Source organism: Flavobacterium davisii (genome assembly GCF_042182265.1).
Classification (GTDB): domain Bacteria; phylum Bacteroidota; class Bacteroidia; order Flavobacteriales; family Flavobacteriaceae; genus Flavobacterium; species Flavobacterium davisii.
The window spans coordinates 1,852,017-1,869,569 of sequence record NZ_CP097869.1 but is presented as its reverse complement, the minus strand read 5'-3'; the positions used below and the strand labels follow the sequence as shown (position 1 = coordinate 1,869,569).

The following is a 17,553-nucleotide window of genomic DNA, read 5'->3' as shown; positions in this document are numbered from 1 at the left end:
CTAGAAAATTTATAATTCTATAGCTTCCCCTCCAGCTGCCTCTATAGCGGCTTTAGCAGATGCTGTGAATTTATGTGCACTAACTTTTAATTTAGCTTTAAGCTCACCTCTACCTAAAATTTTAACAACTTCAGTTTTAGTAGCTAAACGGTTTGCAACCAAAGTAGCAAAATCTACTGTATCTGCCACAACACCATTATCAACTAGAGCTTGTAAAGTGTCTAAATTTACACCTTGATATTCCACTCTGTTGATATTTTTGAATCCAAACTTAGGAACACGTCTTTGAAGTGGCATTTGACCTCCTTCAAAACCAATCTTTTTAGAATAACCTGAACGAGATTTAGCTCCTTTGTGACCACGTGCAGCGGTACCACCTTTACCAGAACCTTCTCCTCTACCTACTCTTTTATTTTGGTTATGTGTTGAACCTTCAGCTGGCTGTAAATTACTTAAATTCATAACAGTCATTTGTTATTTAGCTTCTTCAGAAGAAACTAAGTGTTTAACTTTATTTACCATTCCAAGGATAGCAGGATTTACCTCATGCTCAACTACTTGCCCTATTTTACGAAGTCCTAAAGCTTGCATTGTTCTCTTTTGATCCTGAGAACAATTAATAACGCTTTTTACTTGTTTTACTAATATCTTAGCCATAATTTCCTTGAATTAACCTTTGAATACTTTCTCTAGAGAAACTCCTCTTTGTTTAGCAACAGTAGTCGCACTTCTCATCTGCAATAAAGCATCAAAAGTTGCTTTTACCACATTGTGAGGGTTAGAAGAACCTTGAGATTTAGACAATACATCGTGTACACCTACTGATTCTAGTACGGCACGAACAGCACCACCAGCAATAACTCCAGTACCATGAGAAGCAGGCATTAATAATACTCTAGCTCCACCAAATTTACCTTTTTGTTCGTGAGGTACTGATTGTCCACTCAAAGGAATACGCACTAAATTTTTCTTAGCATCCTCAACTGCTTTTGCGATTGCTTCAGAAACGTCTTTAGATTTTCCTAATCCGTGTCCTACAACACCGTGCTCGTCACCTACTACTACAATAGCAGAGAAACCGAATGCTCTACCACCTTTAGTAACTTTAGTAACACGATTTACACTAACCAAACGATCTTTCAATTCAAGACCTCCTGGCTTTACTAGTTCTACGTTTTTATAATTATGATACATAATTTCTTAGAATTTTAATCCAGCTGCTCTAGCGCCTTCTGCTAATGATTGAACACGACCATGGTATAAATAACCACCTCTATCAAATGTTACTGTATCGATACCTGCTTTTAAAGCTCTTTCAGCAAGTAATTTACCTACTACTGCTGCTACTTCAATTTTGGTACCTTTAGTATCTACTTCTTTTTCACGAGAAGAAGCTGCTAATAACGTAACACCATTTACATCATCTATAAGCTGAGCATAGATTTCTTTGTTACTTCTGAATACAGATAAACGAGGTCTTGCAGCTGTACCGCTTACAATTTTTCTGATTCTGTACTGTATTCTTTGTCTTCTTTCAGATTTTGTTAATGACATAATCTTATTTTTTAAGCTGATTTACCTGCTTTTCTTCTTAATATTTCACCTACAAACTTGATACCTTTTCCTTTGTAAGGTTCAGGCTTACGGAAAGAACGGATTTTAGCCGCTACTTGCCCTACTAATTGTTTGTCGAAAGAAGTTAGCTTTACAATAGGGTTTTTACCTTTTTCAGAAACCGTTTCCACAGTTACCTCTGGAGCTACTTCTAAAATGATATTATGAGAATACCCTAAAGCTAAATCAAGTTTATTTCCTTGATTAGAAGCACGGTATCCAACACCCACTAATTCTAATTCTTTTGTAAAACCAGTAGATACACCAGTAATCATGTTATTAATTAAAGCTCTAAATAAACCATGTTGAGCTCTTTCTTCTTTACTATCGGCAGCTCTTGAAACAAGAACTTGATTTTCTTCAACAGTTACTGTTACGTTGTCAGTAATCTCTTGAGAAAGTTGCCCTAATTTTCCTTTTACAGTGATAACCGAATCTTTCAATTCAACAGTCACACCAGCTGGAATGGCGATTGGACTTTTTCCTATTCTTGACATCTCTTAACTCTTTTTTAGTATACGTAACAAATTACCTCACCACCTACATTTAATTGTCTAGCTTGCTTATCAGTCATTACTCCTTTAGAAGTAGAAACGATAGCAATACCCAAACCATTTAAAATTCTAGGTAATTTAGTGGCACCTGCATACTTACGTAAACCTGGTTTACTAATTCTTTGAATGTTCTTGATTACCGCTTCTCTAGTTTCTTTGTCGTACTTTAAAGCGATTTTGATTGTTCCTTGAACAGTCTCATTTTCGAATTTGTAGCTAAGGATATAACCTTGATCGAATAAGATTTTTGTGATTTCTTTCTTTAAATTAGACGCAGGAATTTCCACCACTTTATGGCTTGCCTTCGATGCATTTCTAATTCTTGTTAAGAAATCCGCAATTGGATCTGTATACATATAAACAAAATTGCGGTTATGGTTTTCAACCCACACTCGTGGGTTGAACCTATAACCTGTTAATAATCTCTTTTATAATTTTACCAGCTAGCTTTTCTAACTCCTGGTATCAATCCTTGGTTTGCCATTTCACGGAAAGTTACACGTGAAATACCGAATTGACGCATATACCCTCTTGGTCTACCTGTTAATTTACAACGATTATGTAAACGAACTGGCGAAGCATTTTTTGGTAATTTCTGCAAAGATACATAATCTCCAGCTTCTAACAAAGCTTTTCTTTTCTCTGCGTATTTTTCTACCGTTTTTTGTCTTTTCACCTCGCGGGCTTTCATTGATTCTTTAGCCATGTCTTAATTCTTTTTAAAAGGTAAACCTAATTCAGCTAATAATGATTTTGCTTCCTTATCTGTTTGTGCAGATGTTACGAAAGTGATATCCATACCCGTAATTTTATTTACTTTATCAATATCAATTTCAGGGAAGATAATTTGCTCAAGAACTCCAAGGTTGTAGTTTCCTCTACCGTCAAAACCTGTAGATTTGATACCACCGAAATCTCTTACACGCGGTAAAGAAGCCGTAATTAAACGATCTAAAAATTCATACATTCTTTCTCCACGTAAAGTTACCTTAGCACCGATTGGCATACCTTTTCTCAATTTGAAAGACGCAACGTCTTTTTTAGAGATAGTAGCAACCGCTTTTTGCCCAGTAATTTTCGTTAACTCTTCAACAGCGTAATCGATAAGTTTTTTATCTGACACTGCAGCTCCTACTCCTTTACTTAAAACGATTTTTTCCAATTTAGGAACTTGCATTACGTTTTTGTAACCGTATTCAGCTGTAAGAGCAGCAATTACTCTGCTCTTATATTCTTCTTTTAGTCTAGGTATATAAGCCATTACTATAATACTTGATTAGATTTTTTTGAAAATCTTACTTTCTTATCTCCCTCTACTTTAAAACCAACTTTAGTAGCATTACCTTTAGCATCTACTAACATTAAGTTAGAAACGTGGATAGGAGCTTCCATTTTAACGATTCCACCTTGAGGATTTTTAGCACTTGGCTTAGTGTGCTTAGACACCATATTTACACCCTCAACTACCGCTTTGTTTTTTTCACGAATAACACGTAAAACTTTACCTTCAGCACCTTTGTGGTCACCAGCGATAACTTTTACTGTATCTCCTGATTTTAATTTTAGCTTCATCATCATAATAATAATTAAAGCACTTCTGGTGCTAATGATACAATTTTCATGAATTGTTTTTCACGAAGTTCTCTAGCTACTGGACCGAAAACACGAGTTCCTCTCATCTCACCTGCTGCATTTAATAACACACAAGCATTATCATCGAAACGAATATAAGATCCATCAGCTCTTCTTACTTCTTTTTTGGTTCTAACAACCACTGCAGTTGAAACCGCACCTTTCTTAACGTTTCCGTTAGGAGTTGCATCTTTGATAGCTACTACAATTTTGTCACCAACTGAGGCGTAACGTCTTTTTGTTCCACCTAAAACACGGATAGTTAAAACTTCTTTAGCTCCCGTATTATCTGCTACTTTTAGTCTTGATTCCTGTTGTACCATAATTATTTCGCTCTTTCAATAATTTCAACTAATCTCCAACATTTAGATTTAGACAAAGGTCTTGTTTCCATGATCTTTACTGTATCACCAATGTTACAGTCGTTTGTTTCGTCGTGTGCAACATATTTTTTAGTTTTTAACACGAACTTACCATATAATGGGTGTTTTACTCTTGTTACTTGAGAAACAACAATAGACTTATCCATTTTGTTAGACGTAACTACACCGATTCTTTCTTTTCTTAAATTTCTTTTTTCCATCTTTTCAGCTGAATTTTATTGAAGCTCTCTTTTGCTTAATTCAGTTGCAATTCTTGCCACTGAACGTCTTAAACTTCTAATTTGAAGTGGATTCTCGATTGGAGAAATAGCATGAGCAATTGTTAAGTCGGCATAGGTCTTTTTTAATTGAACTAGCTTTTCTTGTAACTCAGCTGCAGATAGATTTTTAATTTCTGACTGTTTCATAATTTTATATATTATGCTTCGAAATCTCTAGCAACGACGAATTTAGTTTTTACTGGTAATTTTTGTGCTGCAAGACGTAAGGCCTCTTTTGCAACAGCTAGTGGCACACCACCTACCTCAAACATAATTCTTCCTGGTTTAACAACAGCAGCCCAGTATTCAACTGCACCTTTACCTTTACCCATACGTACTTCAAGAGGCTTCTTAGTGATAGGTTTGTCTGGGAAAATTTTGATCCATAATTGCCCTTCACGTTTCATAAAACGAGTTGCTGCAATACGAGCCGCTTCGATTTGGCGTGAAGTTAAGAAAGCACCTGTTTCGTGAACAGATTTAATTCCAAACATTCCATTTGAAAGTTCGTGACCTCTATTAGAGTTCCCTTTCATTCTACCTTTCTGTACCTTACGGTATTTTGTTCTTTTAGGCTGTAACATTTTTCTTTAATTTAAAAATTACTTTCTTTTACGAGCTCCTTGTTTACCGTTTGATTTTCCACCACGTGGAGCATCACCACCTTTACCACCTTGTGCAGCTTTTTTATCCATACCTACAAGTGGAGAAAGATCTCTTTTACCGTAAACTTCACCTTTCATGATCCATACTTTAACACCCATTCTACCGTAAGTAGTGTGAGCCTCTGCTAAAGCATAATCGATGTCAGCTCTGAAAGTTGATAGAGGAATACGTCCTTCTTTGAAACTTTCTGAACGTGCCATTTCAGCACCGTTTAAACGACCAGAAATCATTACTTTGATACCTTCAGCATTCATTCTCATAGAAGCTGCAATAGCCATTTTGATTGCTCTTCTATAAGAAATACGCCCTTCAATTTGACGACAAATACTATTAGCTACTAAATAAGCATCTAATTCAGGTCTTTTAATTTCAAAGATGTTGATTTGAACCTCTTTGTCAGTAATTTTCTTAAGTTCTTCTTTCAACTTGTCTACCTCTTGACCGCCTTTACCAATAATGATACCAGGACGAGCCGTAGTGATAGTAACGGTTACAAGTTTTAAAGTTCTTTCAATAATTACTTTAGACACACTAGCTTTTGATAAACGAGCGTGGATATACTTTCTGATTTTGTAATCTTCAGCGATTTTATCACCGTAGTCATTACCACCATACCAGTTAGAATCCCATCCTCTGATGATACCAAGGCGATTTCCGATTGGATTAGTCTTTTGTCCCATCTTTATTAATTGCTTTGTGTGTTATTAATTGATCCTAATACGATAGTTACGTGATTAGAACGTTTTCTAATTCTGTGTGCACGACCTTGTGGTGCTGGGCGTAATCTTTTTAACATCATACCACCATCCACTCTGATCTCTTTTACGAATAAGCCTGCTTCAGCTACATTACCTTCACTATTTTTTTGCTCCCAGTTATTAATTGCGGATAATAATAGTTTTTCTAATTTTCTTGAAGCTTCTTTTTGACTAAATCTTAATATATTTAGTGCATATTCTACTTTCTGACCTCTTACCAAGTCTGCTACTAAGCGCATTTTTCTAGGTGAAGTAGGGCAGTTATTTAACTTAGCAAACGCGATAGACTTGTTAGCCTCTTTTCTTGCTTCTGCCGTTTCTCTTTTACGAACTCCCATGTCTTCTTTTATTTTTTACCTTTATTTTTAGCTCCAGCGTGACCTCTAAAAGATCTAGTTGGTGAAAACTCACCTAACTTGTGTCCTACCATGTTTTCAGTAACATATACTGGAACAAATTGACGACCGTTGTGAACTGCGATTGTTTGTCCTACGAAATCTGGAGTAATCATTGAAGCTCTAGACCAAGTTTTAACAACATTCTTGTTTCCTGCCTCAGCATTCTCCAATACTTTCTTTTCTAACTTATAGTGTACGAAAGGTCCTTTTTTTAATGAACGTGCCATATCTTATTATTTCTTTCTACGTTCTACAATATACTTGTTGCTCGGGTTTTGTTTAGAACGGGTTCTATAACCTTTAGCTGGTAAACCTTTTCTTGAACGTGGGTGACCTCCAGACGAACGTCCTTCACCACCACCCATTGGGTGATCAACTGGGTTCATTGCTACTGGTCTTGTTCTTGGTCTTCTACCTAACCATCTTGATCTACCCGCTTTACCAGAAACGATTAACTGGTGATCAGAGTTAGAAACTGCACCGATAGTTGCAGTACAAGTTAACAAGATCAATCTCGTTTCTCCAGAAGGCATTTTAATAGTAGCATATTTACCATCACGAGCCATTAACTGAGCAAATGTACCAGCCGAACGAGCGATAGTAGCACCTTGACCTGGACGTAACTCAATACAAGAAATTACTGTTCCTAGAGGAATTTTGCTTAATGGCATAGTGTTCCCGATTTCTGGAGCCACATCAGCACCTGAAATAACAGTTTGTCCTACTTTTAAACCATTTTGAGCAATGATATATCTTTTTTCACCATCAGCATAAGCTAATAACGCGATAAAAGCAGTTCTGTTTGGATCGTATTCGATTGATTTAACTGTAGCTGGAATTCCATCTTTAGTTCTTTTGAAATCGATGATACGATATCTTTGCTTGTGACCACCGCCTGTATAGCGCATAGTCATCTTTCCTTGACTATTTCTACCTCCAGATGATTTTTTCGGTGCGATTAATGAACGCTCCGGCTTATCAGTTGTAATAGCGTCAAAACCATTAACAACTCTAAAACGCTGACCTGGGGTAATAGGTTTTAATTTTCTTACTGACATCTTACTTTACTTAGTTGTTGTAAAAATCAATTGTTTCTCCTTCTTTAACTTGTACGATTGCTTTTTTGTAAGCATTAGTTTTACCAGCTATCATACCACTTTTTGTATATTTAGTAGTGCGATCTGGACGTACATTCATTGTATTAACATTAACAACAGTAACACCATAAGCAGCCTCAACAGCTTTCTTAATTTCTACTTTGTTTGCTTTTTTAGATACAACGAAACCAAAACGATTGAATACTTCACCGTCTTTAGTTACTTTTTCTGTAACGATAGGTTTTATAATAATACTCATGGCCTATTATTTGCTTAAATTTTGTTCGATTCCTTCTAAAGATCCCTCTAAAAGAACTAAATTATTTGCGTTTAATATCGCATAAGTACTTAATTCTGAGTTAAGAACCACAGAAGATTTTTGTAAGTTACGAGATGATAAGTAAACATTTTTGTTTTCACCTCCCAAAACGAACAATGATTTTTTGTTTTCTAACCCTAACGCTTTTAAAACGTTAATAAAATTTTTAGTACTTGGAGCTTCGAAACCGAAGTCTTCTAATACGATTAAGTTAGATTCTTTCGCTTTTAAAGTTAAAGCTGATTTACGAGCTAAACGTTTTAAAGCTTTATTCAATTTAAAAGAATAATTTCTTGGTCTTGGACCGAAAACTGTCCCTCCTCCTTTAAACAATGGAGACTTAACACTTCCTGCACGAGCGGTACCTGTACCCTTTTGTTTTTTAATTTTACGAGTACTTCCAGTAACTTCTGCTCTTTCTTTTGCTTTATGTGTACCTTGACGTTGATTAGCCAAATATTGTTTCACATCTAAGTAAAGAGCATGGTTATTAGGCTCAATTGCGAAAACTGAATCAGAAAGCTGTACTTTTCTTCCAGTATCTTTTCCGTTGATATCTAATACTTTTACTTCCATTACTTCTGAACGATTACATAAGAGTCTTTATGCCCAGGAATACATCCTTTAACAACAAGTAGGTTCTTTTCAGCTACTACTTTTAAAACTCTAAGATTTTGAACTTTAACATTGTCTCCACCCATTCTTCCTGCCATGCGCATTCCTTTGAATACTCTAGAAGGATAAGATGAAGCACCTACTGAACCTGGCGCTCTTAAACGGTTATGTTGACCGTGAGTAACTTGTCCAACACCACCAAAACCGTGACGTTTTACAACCCCTTGAAAACCTTTACCTTTAGAAACACCTTGAACATCTACAAATTCACCTTCTGCGAATAAGTCTACAGTGATTACATCACCTAATTTGTGCTCATTTTCAAATCCTTGGAATTCAACAACTTTCTTTTTCGCAACCGTTCCAGCTTTTTTGAAGTGACCTTCAGCAGCTTTATTTGTGTGCTTTGCAGATTTGTCATCGAAACCAAGTTGAAGAGCCTCATACCCGTCAACCTCATTGGTTCTGACTTGGGTAACAACGCAAGGACCAACTTCAATAACAGTACAAGGGATGTTTTTCCCGTTCTCGTCGAAGATGCTAGTCATTCCGATTTTCTTTCCGATTAACCCAGACATACTTAAATAATTAATTATTAATAATATATAAAACTCTAATTTTGAGTGCGCAAAAGTAAGCATTATGTTTTGAATTTCAAAACATAATGCTTAAATATTTTAATTTGAGTAATTTATCACACTTTAATCTCAACTTCTACTCCACTTGGAAGCTCTAATTTCATTAAAGCATCGATAGTTTTTGAAGATGAAGAATAGATGTCTAACAATCTTTTGTATGAACTAACTTCAAATTGCTCTCTTGATTTTTTGTTTACGTGCGGAGAACGTAACACAGTGAAAATCTTTTTGTTAGTAGGTAATGGAATTGGACCCGTAACTACTGCACCTGTACTTTTTACAGTTTTTACGATTTTTTCTGCTGATTTATCAACCAACATATGATCGTAAGATTTTAATTTTATTCTGATTTTTTGACTCATTTTCTTAAAAATTAAGCGTTACCTTTAGCTTTCTTAATTACTGCCTCTGAAATGTTAGATGGAGTTTCTTCGTAGTGAGAGAATTCCATAGTTGATGTAGCACGACCTGAAGATAAAGTTCTTAAAGTAGTTACATAACCAAACATTTCTGATAATGGAACGTTTGCTTTAATAGTCTTAGCACCGTTTCTATCACCCATATCATTTACTTGACCACGACGACGGTTTAAGTCACCTACGATATCACCCATGTTTTCTTCTGGAGTAATAACTTCAATTTTCATGATTGGTTCAAGGATTACAGCACCAGCAGCTTTAGCTACTTCTTTGTACCCTAACTTAGCAGCTAATTCGAAAGATAAAGCATCTGAATCCACCGCGTGGTATGAACCGTCTAATAAAGTTACTTTTAAGCTATCTACAACATATCCTGCTAAAGGACCTTGCTTCATAGCTTCCCTGAAACCTTTTTCAACAGCTGGGATATATTCCTTAGGAACGTTACCACCTTTTACTTCGTTAACAAACGTTAATCCTACAGTACCAGCTTCAGCAGGCTCTAAACGGAAAACGATATCACCGAATTTACCACGTCCACCCGATTGTTTTTTATAAACCTCACGGTGTTGTGCAGTTTTAGTGAAAGCTTCTTTGTATTCTACTTGAGGCTCACCTTGATCTACTTCAACCTTAAACTCACGTTTCATACGGTCAACTAAGATATCTAAGTGAAGCTCACCCATACCAGAAATAATCGTTTGACCAGAAGCCTCATCAGTTCTAACTGTAAACGTTGGATCTTCTTCAGCTAATTTAGCTAAAGCCATACCCATTTTATCTACGTCAGCCTTAGTTTTAGGCTCAATAGCGATACCGATTACCGGATCAGGGAATTTCATTGATTCAAGGATGATAGGATTTTTCTCATCACACATTGTATCACCCGTCTTGATATCTTTAAAACCTACAGCAGCTCCAATATCACCAGCCTCGATATATTCGATTGGGTTTTGCTTGTTAGCGTGCATTTGGTAGATACGAGAAATACGCTCTTTGTTTCCTGAACGCGTGTTCAAGATATAAGAACCTGCATCTAAACGACCAGAATAAGCACGGAAGAAAGCTAAACGACCTACATAAGGATCCGTAGCAATTTTAAATGCTAAAGCCGCAAACGGCTCTTTTACATCTGGACGACGCAAGATTTTCTTTTGATCTTCTTCTAACAAATCAGCATCATCAGGATGAATACCTTCGATACCTTCTTTATCCAAAGGAGATGGCAAATATTTACAAACAGCATCTAACATGAATTGAACTCCTTTGTTTTTGAATGATGATCCACATAACATAGGAATAATAGCCATATCAATTGTAGCCGCACGTAATGCCGTATTAATTTCTTCTTCAGTAATTGAATTCTCATCTTCCATATACTTATCTAGTAAGTTTTCATCGTAAGAAGCGATTTCTTCAATTAATATAGAACGGTATTGTTTTACCTCATCCACCATATCAGCAGGAATATCGATAATATCAAAAGTAGCTCCTTGCGTTTCATCATGCCATACAATAGCTTGATTTTTCACTAAATCAACTACCCCTTTAAAATCATTTTCCTCACCAATTGGCAAAGTAATAGCTACCGCATTAGAACGTAACATATCCTTAACTTGTTGACACACATTAAGGAAGTTAGAACCTTGACGATCCATTTTGTTTACGAATCCCATACGAGGAACTCTGTACTGGTCAGCTAATCTCCAGTTCGTTTCAGATTGAGGTTCAACACCATCAACCGCAGAGAACAAGAATACTAAACCATCTAATACACGTAATGAACGGTTTACCTCTACTGTAAAGTCAACGTGACCTGGAGTATCGATAATATTGAAGTGGTAAGGCTTAGAATCTGCAATGTTTTTTCCTTGTTCCGTTGGAAAATTCCAAGTACAAGTAGTAGCTGCCGAAGTAATAGTAATCCCTCTTTCTTGCTCCTGAGCCATCCAATCCATAGTAGCAGCACCATCGTGCACCTCACCAATTTTGTGAGACTTACCTGTATAGAATAAGATACGCTCTGTAGTGGTCGTTTTACCTGCATCGATATGAGCAGCAATACCAATATTTCTAGTATATTTTAAATCTCTTGCCATTTCTTTACGAATTAAAATCTAAAGTGAGAGAATGCCTTATTAGCTTCCGCCATTTTATGAGTATCCATTCTTTTCTTAACAGCCGCACCCTCTTCTTTAGCCGCAGCTAAAATTTCAGACGCTAAACGAGCCGCCATAGATTTCTCATTTCTTCTTCTAGCATAAAGAATCAACCATTTCATCGACATAGAAATTTTTCTATCTGGACGAATAGGCATTGGAATTTGAAAGGTAGCACCTCCTACACGACGAGAACGAACTTCTACGTGAGGCATAACATTTGTTAAAGCGTCTTTCCAAATTTCTAATGATGTTTTTTCAGCATCTTGTTTTTTATTCTCAACGATTTCTAAAGCATCGTAGAATACTGCAAAAGCTGTCGATTTTTTACCATCCCACATTAAGTTATTCACGAAACGTGTAACTAATTGATCGTTAAATTTTGGATCTGGTAAAAGAGGTCTTTTTTTGGCCTGTCTTTTTCTCATTTCTTTTTGTTACTTTTTTAAAGTTTAAAGTTTAAAGTTTAAGTTTAAGCATTTACGCCCTTGAGCCTATCACTATTCACTTATCACTAATCACTAATCACTTAATTAAAAATTACTTTTTATCTTTAGGGCGTTTAGCACCATATTTAGATCTTCTTTGTAAACGACCGTTAACTCCGGCAGTATCCAAAGCACCACGTACGATGTGGTATCTAACTCCTGGTAAATCTTTTACCCTTCCACCTCTAACTAATACTATCGAGTGCTCTTGTAGATTGTGTCCTTCACCTGGGATGTAAGCATTTACTTCATTACCATTAGTCAAACGCACACGCGCAACTTTACGCATTGCTGAGTTTGGCTTTTTAGGTGTAGTAGTATACACACGCGTACAAACCCCTCTTCTTTGAGGACAAGAATCTAAAGCAGCCGATTTACTCTTCTTAGTTAATTTGGCTCTTCCAGTTCTTACTAATTGTTGAATTGTTGGCATAATTAATACTAAATTATTTACTTGTTTATAAAATCCCGCAATTTACGGGGTTGCAAATGTATGTATAAATTTTCAAAAAACAAACTGTAAATTATTAATTTTCAGCACTCTTATTTTCTTACCTTTTAAAGTTCTTTTTTTTACGTTAATTTTACCAAAAATCACAAACTTTTGAAACATCTCTTCTATTCCATTCTTTTTCTCATTTTACCTCACAAAAACTGGGGACAATATTTATTTTTAAAAATTGAAGGAAATTCAAACTATCAGAATAAAGTCTTAGATTCTATTTCTGTTTCCAAAAAACATATTAACTTAATTTCTCTTCAGAAAGAAATAAACAAATTATCCGAAACTATCTCTCAAAAAGGCTATATAGAACAAAAAATATTAATTAACAAAAAGATTAACGACAGCACACATCTTATCAAATACGAACTTGGAGATTGCATTAAAGAAATTCATATTTTTTTGGGCTCACACAAAATTTTATTAGAAAAAAAACAAGACACCATCAAAATAGACTTCAAAAACATAAATAAACAACTTTCTGATTTCACCAAAACACTAGAAAAAAAAGGATTTTCTCTAACAGAAATAAGCCTCTCTAACATCAAAAGAAACAAACAAATTTTACTATCAGAAATCACTATTTGTAAAGATAGAAAAAGGACTATAGATCAAATCAACATAAATGGTTATTCCAATTTCCCAAAAAACTTTTTACACAACATACTCATAGAGTATAAGAAAAAGACTTTTAACGAAACCCAATTAAAAAAAATTAATCGCGATTTTAAAAACCTTCCTTTTTGCAAGACCACAAAAGACGCTGAGATTCTTTTCAAGAAAGACTCAACAATAATTTACGTTTACCTAGAAAAACAAAAAAGAAATACGTTTGACGGATATATTGGCTTTAGCAATCAAAAAAACAACCTAAAATTGAATGGTTATTTAGACTTAAAATTATCAAACGTTTTAAACTCAGGCGAAAAAGTCAATATATACTGGAAAAAAAATGGAGAAAACCAAACTGCTTTTAACCTAAATATTGAAACTCCTTATATTTTCAAAACACCATTAGCTTTAAAAGGGGAATTAAATATTTTTAAACAAGATACGACTTTTCAAAAAACAAAATCAGAAATAGAATTAGGTTACTTACTAAACTACAAAACGCGTTGTTACTTAGGCTATCAAGAAACCGAATCAAGTGATATCCAAAAATCAAATTCAGGAACTTTAATGGATTACCAGAACCACTTTTACACTTTAAGTTTTCAACATCTAAATCACAATTCCAACGAAACTCTATTTAGCGAAAAAACAAATCTTAGTTTTAAAATAGGAATAGGAAAAAGAAATAACAGCACCACAAACATATCGCAATTTTTTACATTAACGGAGTTATCGCACTTATTCTACTTAAACAATCAAAACAGCTTATTCATTAAAAGTCAAAATTACTATCTAAACAGCAATCACTACCTAACTAACGAATTATTTCGATTTGGAGGTATTAATTCAATCAGAGGTTTTAACGAAAATAGTTTGCAAACAAACTTTCTAACTTCAATTATTTCAGAATACAGATACAAAATTAACAGTAATTTTTACCTACACAGCATTATAGATTATGCTTATAGCGAAGACACTACACTCAAAACAAAAAATAACCTAAAAAGTCTTGGACTGGGCTTTTATTTAATTAACAAAACAAGCCTTATACATATACAATACAGCAATGGAACGACCAATAATCGAAATTTAGATTTTAAAAATTCTATTTTTCATATAAATATTTCTTTTATTTTATAAAACCCTTTAAAAAAACAAATAAAAAAAAGAAATTTTAAAATTTATTTTACATATTTGCATGAACTAATCAATTAATTATTTTTATGAGATCAAAATTTAAATGGATTTATACACTTCTAATAGTGTTGACGGTTCAGTTTTCTTTTGCACAAGAGAAAACGATTACAGGAGTGGTAACAGATGCTTCTGGACCATTGCCTGGGGTAAATGTTTTAGTGAAGGGTACACAACGAGGAGCTTCAACTGGTTTTGATGGAAAATATAATATCAAAGCAAAAGAAGGAGAGACTTTAATATTCTCATTTATGGGAATGAAAGAAATTTCAAAAGTTGTTGGAACTTCTCCTGTAATGAATACAGTCATGCAAAATGACTCTAAAGTATTAGGGGAGGTAGTTGTAACTGCTCAGGGTATATCAAGAGAAAAAAAATCGTTAGGTTATTCAACTCAAAAACTTGATGCAGCAACAATTAATCAGGTTCCAACTAGTAATTTCATTAATAATTTATCTGGTAAAGTTGCTGGTTTGGAAATTAGAAACAATTCTAACTTCGGAGGCTCTAGTAATATTGTTCTAAGAGGAACAAAAAGCTTAACTGGTAACAACCAAGCTCTAATCATAATAGACGGAGTACCTGTAAACAATGCTAACTTAAATGACGCAGATACAGCAAGCGGAAGACAAGGTTTTGATTTTGGTAATTCTGCTTCTGACATAGACCCTAATAACATTGAATCAATAAATGTGCTTAAAGGTACTTCAGCAACTGCTCTATACGGAAGTGAAGCAGCGAATGGGGCTATTATTATTACTACAAAAAAAGGAAAGAAGAGAACAGCTTTAGGAATTAGTTTAAGTTCAACTCTATCCATTTCAAATGCAAATAAACAAACATTACCAACATATCAAAAAGAATATGGAGGAGGTTATGCAGGCGAAAACAGCAACTATACAGCTAATATTTTTGGCAACCCGAATGCGGTAGTAAGCTCTACAGGAGATGATGCTTCTTACGGAAACGCATTTAATCCTAATCAATTAGTATATCAATGGAACTCGTTTGTAATAGGAAACCCTAATTACGGTAAAGCAACACCATGGGTTGCAGCTTCAAACGATCCCAATAGCTTTTTCAAAACAGCTTTTTCTACTGTTAATAATATCAATTTTAATGGTGGAGATGAAAAATCTGCTTACAACTTCTCTTACACAAATAATAACGAAACAGGAATCTTACCAAACAGTACTTTAAACAAAAACTCCATTAATGGTAGTTTCACAAGAGATTTTACAAGTAAATTAAAATCAAACACTTTCATCACTTTTACAGATCAAAGCACAAAAGGTAGAAATGCTACAGGCTATGGCGATAACATTATAACAGGATTTAGACAATGGTGGCCAGTTAACGTAGACGTTAAAGAATTAGAAAATGAATATTTCAGAACCAAACAAAACGTTACTTGGAACCAAATAGATCCTACAAATGGCGATTTAAAACCTAACTTCTGGAATAATCCTTATTGGGATCGATATGAAAACTATGAAACTGACACAAGAACAAGAGTTTTAACAGGGAGTAGTCTTAGCTATGATATTTCAAAAAATTTAAACATTTTAGGAAGAGCTACACTAGAATATTCATATGATAATCAAGAATTAAGAAAAGCAATAGGAAGTCATGCTGAAAATTTTGGTACAACAGGAGGTAATGCTTCTTCTGGCTATAGTATTTTTACAAGAGATTTTTTACAGCAAACTTATGATTTAATAGCTACTTATAAATTCAATTTAAGTAAAGATTTTGGTACAAGAATTTTAGGTGGTTATACATTTAAAAAAGCTAACTCAAGAAGTTTATTTGGATCAACAACAGGAGGTCTTGCTAAACCATATCTATACTCTTTACAAAACTCTAACGTATTCCTTGCTCCACTTCAATCAGAAATAAAATACGAAAAAAGTGGAATTTACGCTCAAGGCACATTAGATTATAAGAAAATTATTTACTTAGAAGGAACTGTACGTCATGATGAAAGTACAGCTTTACTTGGAGCCGAAAATAAATATAATTATTTTTCTGTAGGGACAAGTTTAATATTATCAGAAGTAATCAAAAAAGACTGGTTAAACCTAGCTAAACTAAGAGTTAATTACGCAGAGGTAGGCAATGATTTGGCTTTTGGGAGATTAGGTTCACGTGCTTTCAACGGGATTATAGATGGAAATCCATTATTTGGAAATCCTTCAACTTATTATGAACAAGGAAAATTAAAACCAGAAGTTCAAAAATCAATAGAAGCAGGTTTAGAACTAGGATTATACGATCGTTTAAACTTAGACTTATCAGTTTACAAAACCAACATAACCAACCAAATATTTAACGTACCGCAAACTGGAGCAACAGGTTTTACATCTGCGCGCGTTAATGCTGGAGAAATGGAAAACAAAGGTATTGAAGTAGCCTTATCTGGAAGTCCTATAAAAACTCAAAAATTTTCTTGGGAAATTGGTATCAACTGGTCAAAAAACATCAATACTGTTAAATCTTTAAATCAAGGAAGAGACAACTTACTCTTGGCAAACTTCCAAGGAGGAGTCTCTCTAAATGCAACTGTAGGTGAAGCTTATGGCACATTAAGAGGTACAGATTACGTATATGACGCAAATGGAAACAAAGTTGTTGGATCAAACGGATTTTATTTGACACAAAATAACAAAGTACTTGGAACAATACAAGCTGACTGGATAGGTGGTTTAAATAACAAAATTCGTTATAATGATTTCTCTTTAAACTTCTTAATTGATGTAAAAAAAGGAGGCAATCTTTATTCATTAGATCAAGCTTACGGAAAAGAAACAGGAATATATCCTGAAACAACAGGATTAAATCATTTAGGAGTACCTGTCAGAGATGCAAACAAAGGAGGGGTAATATTACCTGGCGTTCTAGAAAATGGGCAACCTAATAACATTGTAGTAGATGCTTCCTCATCAGGAGGAACTGCTTTTAGCACTGATACTAATCCTAATAAAGCTTATATTTATGATGCTTCATATATCAAACTTAGAGAAGTTGGCTTGACATACAACTTACCTAATAAATATATTGAAAAATTAGATTTATCAAGTATTAGCTTTAGTTTATTAGGAAGCAATTTGTGGATAATACATAAAAACACACCGTATAGTGATCCTGAAGCTGGTTCTTCTGCAGGAAATATCCAAGGATTTCAATCAGGTGTAATGCCTGCTATTAAAACATATTCATTTAACATGAAAATTAACTTCTAAGAA

The 17,553-nt window shown here is 34.5% G+C and carries 26 protein-coding genes; 2 read left to right on the top strand and 24 right to left on the bottom strand.

Annotated features, from left to right (window positions below; translation table 11 throughout):
• Positions 1–9 precede the first annotated feature (9 nt).
• The 24 genes from rplO to rpsL all read right to left on the bottom strand — a co-directional run bounded on the left by rplO (position 10) and on the right by rpsL (position 12,433).
• On the bottom strand, positions 10–462 hold the full coding sequence (gene rplO / locus NAB20_RS07780) for a 50S ribosomal protein L15 (protein WP_105195773.1): 453 nt from the start codon (positions 460–462) through the stop codon (positions 10–12).
• A 12-nt stretch (positions 463–474) separates the two neighbouring features.
• Complete coding sequence (rpmD, locus tag NAB20_RS07775) at positions 475–657, bottom strand: 50S ribosomal protein L30 (RefSeq protein ID WP_088390195.1); 183 nt, start codon at positions 655–657, stop codon at positions 475–477.
• A 12-nt stretch (positions 658–669) separates the two neighbouring features.
• Positions 670–1,194 (bottom strand): 30S ribosomal protein S5, encoded by a 525-nt coding sequence (gene rpsE / locus NAB20_RS07770; RefSeq protein WP_127822890.1) that lies wholly within the window; start codon positions 1,192–1,194, stop codon positions 670–672.
• Between the two features lie 6 nt (positions 1,195–1,200).
• Positions 1,201–1,554, bottom strand: a complete 354-nt coding sequence (gene rplR, locus NAB20_RS07765) for a 50S ribosomal protein L18 (RefSeq protein WP_088390191.1) — start codon at positions 1,552–1,554, stop codon at positions 1,201–1,203.
• 11 nt (positions 1,555–1,565) lie between these two features.
• Complete coding sequence (gene rplF, locus NAB20_RS07760) at positions 1,566–2,111, bottom strand: 50S ribosomal protein L6 (protein ID WP_088390189.1); 546 nt, start codon at positions 2,109–2,111, stop codon at positions 1,566–1,568.
• Positions 2,112–2,125: 14 nt separating this feature from the next.
• On the bottom strand, positions 2,126–2,524 hold the full coding sequence (gene rpsH, locus NAB20_RS07755) for a 30S ribosomal protein S8 (protein WP_088390187.1): 399 nt from the start codon (positions 2,522–2,524) through the stop codon (positions 2,126–2,128).
• Between the two features lie 80 nt (positions 2,525–2,604).
• Positions 2,605–2,874: a 30S ribosomal protein S14 gene (gene rpsN / locus NAB20_RS07750; RefSeq protein ID WP_014166272.1), complete on the bottom strand. Its 270-nt coding sequence runs from the start codon at positions 2,872–2,874 to the stop codon at positions 2,605–2,607.
• Positions 2,875–2,877: 3 nt separating this feature from the next.
• Positions 2,878–3,429, bottom strand: coding sequence for a 50S ribosomal protein L5 (gene rplE, locus NAB20_RS07745; protein WP_088390185.1), 552 nt, complete (start codon positions 3,427–3,429; stop codon positions 2,878–2,880).
• 2 nt (positions 3,430–3,431) lie between these two features.
• Positions 3,432–3,743 (bottom strand): 50S ribosomal protein L24, encoded by a 312-nt coding sequence (gene rplX / locus NAB20_RS07740; protein WP_088390183.1) that lies wholly within the window; start codon positions 3,741–3,743, stop codon positions 3,432–3,434.
• A gap of 11 nt (positions 3,744–3,754) precedes the next feature.
• A complete protein-coding gene (rplN, locus tag NAB20_RS07735) occupies positions 3,755–4,123 on the bottom strand; it encodes a 50S ribosomal protein L14 (protein ID WP_014166275.1) in 369 nt (122 codons plus the stop codon).
• Positions 4,124–4,125: 2 nt separating this feature from the next.
• Positions 4,126–4,383 carry a 30S ribosomal protein S17 gene (gene rpsQ / locus NAB20_RS07730; RefSeq protein WP_073311703.1) on the bottom strand — a complete coding sequence of 86 codons (258 nt, stop codon included), beginning with the start codon at positions 4,381–4,383 and terminating at the stop codon, positions 4,126–4,128.
• 15 nt (positions 4,384–4,398) lie between these two features.
• Positions 4,399–4,590, bottom strand: coding sequence for a 50S ribosomal protein L29 (gene rpmC / locus NAB20_RS07725; RefSeq protein ID WP_088390181.1), 192 nt, complete (start codon positions 4,588–4,590; stop codon positions 4,399–4,401).
• An 11-nt stretch (positions 4,591–4,601) separates the two neighbouring features.
• Complete coding sequence (rplP, locus tag NAB20_RS07720) at positions 4,602–5,027, bottom strand: 50S ribosomal protein L16 (RefSeq protein WP_088390179.1); 426 nt, start codon at positions 5,025–5,027, stop codon at positions 4,602–4,604.
• Positions 5,028–5,045: 18 nt separating this feature from the next.
• Positions 5,046–5,789: a 30S ribosomal protein S3 gene (gene rpsC / locus NAB20_RS07715; RefSeq protein ID WP_060383162.1), complete on the bottom strand. Its 744-nt coding sequence runs from the start codon at positions 5,787–5,789 to the stop codon at positions 5,046–5,048.
• Between the two features lie 5 nt (positions 5,790–5,794).
• On the bottom strand, positions 5,795–6,205 hold the full coding sequence (gene rplV / locus NAB20_RS07710; RefSeq protein WP_105195740.1) for a 50S ribosomal protein L22: 411 nt from the start codon (positions 6,203–6,205) through the stop codon (positions 5,795–5,797).
• 8 nt (positions 6,206–6,213) lie between these two features.
• Positions 6,214–6,492, bottom strand: a complete 279-nt coding sequence (gene rpsS, locus NAB20_RS07705) for a 30S ribosomal protein S19 (protein WP_014166281.1) — start codon at positions 6,490–6,492, stop codon at positions 6,214–6,216.
• A gap of 6 nt (positions 6,493–6,498) precedes the next feature.
• Entirely contained in the window at positions 6,499–7,323 is an 825-nt protein-coding gene (gene rplB, locus NAB20_RS07700; RefSeq protein ID WP_088390175.1) for a 50S ribosomal protein L2, read from the bottom strand.
• A 10-nt stretch (positions 7,324–7,333) separates the two neighbouring features.
• Positions 7,334–7,621 (bottom strand): 50S ribosomal protein L23, encoded by a 288-nt coding sequence (gene rplW / locus NAB20_RS07695; protein ID WP_088390173.1) that lies wholly within the window; start codon positions 7,619–7,621, stop codon positions 7,334–7,336.
• Positions 7,622–7,627: 6 nt separating this feature from the next.
• Positions 7,628–8,257, bottom strand: coding sequence for a 50S ribosomal protein L4 (gene rplD / locus NAB20_RS07690; RefSeq protein WP_088390171.1), 630 nt, complete (start codon positions 8,255–8,257; stop codon positions 7,628–7,630).
• On the bottom strand, positions 8,257–8,874 hold the full coding sequence (gene rplC / locus NAB20_RS07685) for a 50S ribosomal protein L3 (RefSeq protein ID WP_105195774.1): 618 nt from the start codon (positions 8,872–8,874) through the stop codon (positions 8,257–8,259). Before rplC ends, rplD begins: the two co-directional genes overlap by 1 nt.
• A gap of 116 nt (positions 8,875–8,990) precedes the next feature.
• The gene (rpsJ, locus tag NAB20_RS07680) at positions 8,991–9,296 is read right to left on the bottom strand and encodes a 30S ribosomal protein S10 (protein ID WP_014166286.1); all 306 of its coding nucleotides are present in this window, start codon (positions 9,294–9,296) and stop codon (positions 8,991–8,993) included.
• A gap of 11 nt (positions 9,297–9,307) precedes the next feature.
• A complete protein-coding gene (fusA, locus tag NAB20_RS07675; RefSeq protein ID WP_105195741.1) occupies positions 9,308–11,452 on the bottom strand; it encodes an elongation factor G in 2,145 nt (714 codons plus the stop codon).
• A gap of 11 nt (positions 11,453–11,463) precedes the next feature.
• The gene (gene rpsG, locus NAB20_RS07670; RefSeq protein ID WP_088390167.1) at positions 11,464–11,940 is read right to left on the bottom strand and encodes a 30S ribosomal protein S7; all 477 of its coding nucleotides are present in this window, start codon (positions 11,938–11,940) and stop codon (positions 11,464–11,466) included.
• A gap of 112 nt (positions 11,941–12,052) precedes the next feature.
• Positions 12,053–12,433 carry a 30S ribosomal protein S12 gene (gene rpsL, locus NAB20_RS07665; protein ID WP_014166289.1) on the bottom strand — a complete coding sequence of 127 codons (381 nt, stop codon included), beginning with the start codon at positions 12,431–12,433 and terminating at the stop codon, positions 12,053–12,055.
• A 171-nt stretch (positions 12,434–12,604) separates the two neighbouring features.
• Between rpsL and NAB20_RS07660 the strand changes: the two genes are divergently transcribed.
• Together NAB20_RS07660 and NAB20_RS07655 are read left to right on the top strand one after the other, a co-directional pair.
• Positions 12,605–14,254, top strand: coding sequence for a BamA/TamA family outer membrane protein (locus NAB20_RS07660; protein WP_105195742.1), 1,650 nt, complete (start codon positions 12,605–12,607; stop codon positions 14,252–14,254).
• A gap of 83 nt (positions 14,255–14,337) precedes the next feature.
• Positions 14,338–17,550 (top strand): SusC/RagA family TonB-linked outer membrane protein, encoded by a 3,213-nt coding sequence (locus NAB20_RS07655; protein ID WP_375604900.1) that lies wholly within the window; start codon positions 14,338–14,340, stop codon positions 17,548–17,550.
• Positions 17,551–17,553: the final 3 nt, after the last annotated feature.